Genomic DNA, 303 nt, shown 5'->3' on the forward strand with positions numbered 1-303 from the left:
AATCATATATAAATTCTGATAACGATTTTTCAACGCATACCATAATAAGCTAAGTGTTAGTATCGTCTCATATCCAAAGAAAATATAAGGATTAGGAGTCGTACTATTTACTAAGAATGGCACGAAGAACGCTCCTACGGCTACGAATATAGTAAGATATTCCGATTGATACCTATTCGCTACATAAATACCTAAAATGACCCATGCAATATTACATACAAACGCAACACTTGCTGGAATAAATCCATATAAATAATGCGCCCCAAATGTCGTTAAAACTATACCCGTAATACTTCCTCCTGC

The 303-nt window shown here is 34.7% G+C and carries 1 protein-coding gene; it reads right to left on the reverse strand.

Translation table 11 applies throughout. The features are described 5' to 3' along the window. Nucleotides 1–303: DUF2339 domain-containing protein (locus ACSG5Z_RS30565; protein ID WP_435712827.1), on the reverse strand; the 303-nt coding region annotated here is incomplete at both ends.

This window comes from Bacillus pretiosus (genome assembly GCF_051294775.1).
GTDB classification, from domain to species: domain Bacteria; phylum Bacillota; class Bacilli; order Bacillales; family Bacillaceae_G; genus Bacillus_A; species Bacillus_A wiedmannii.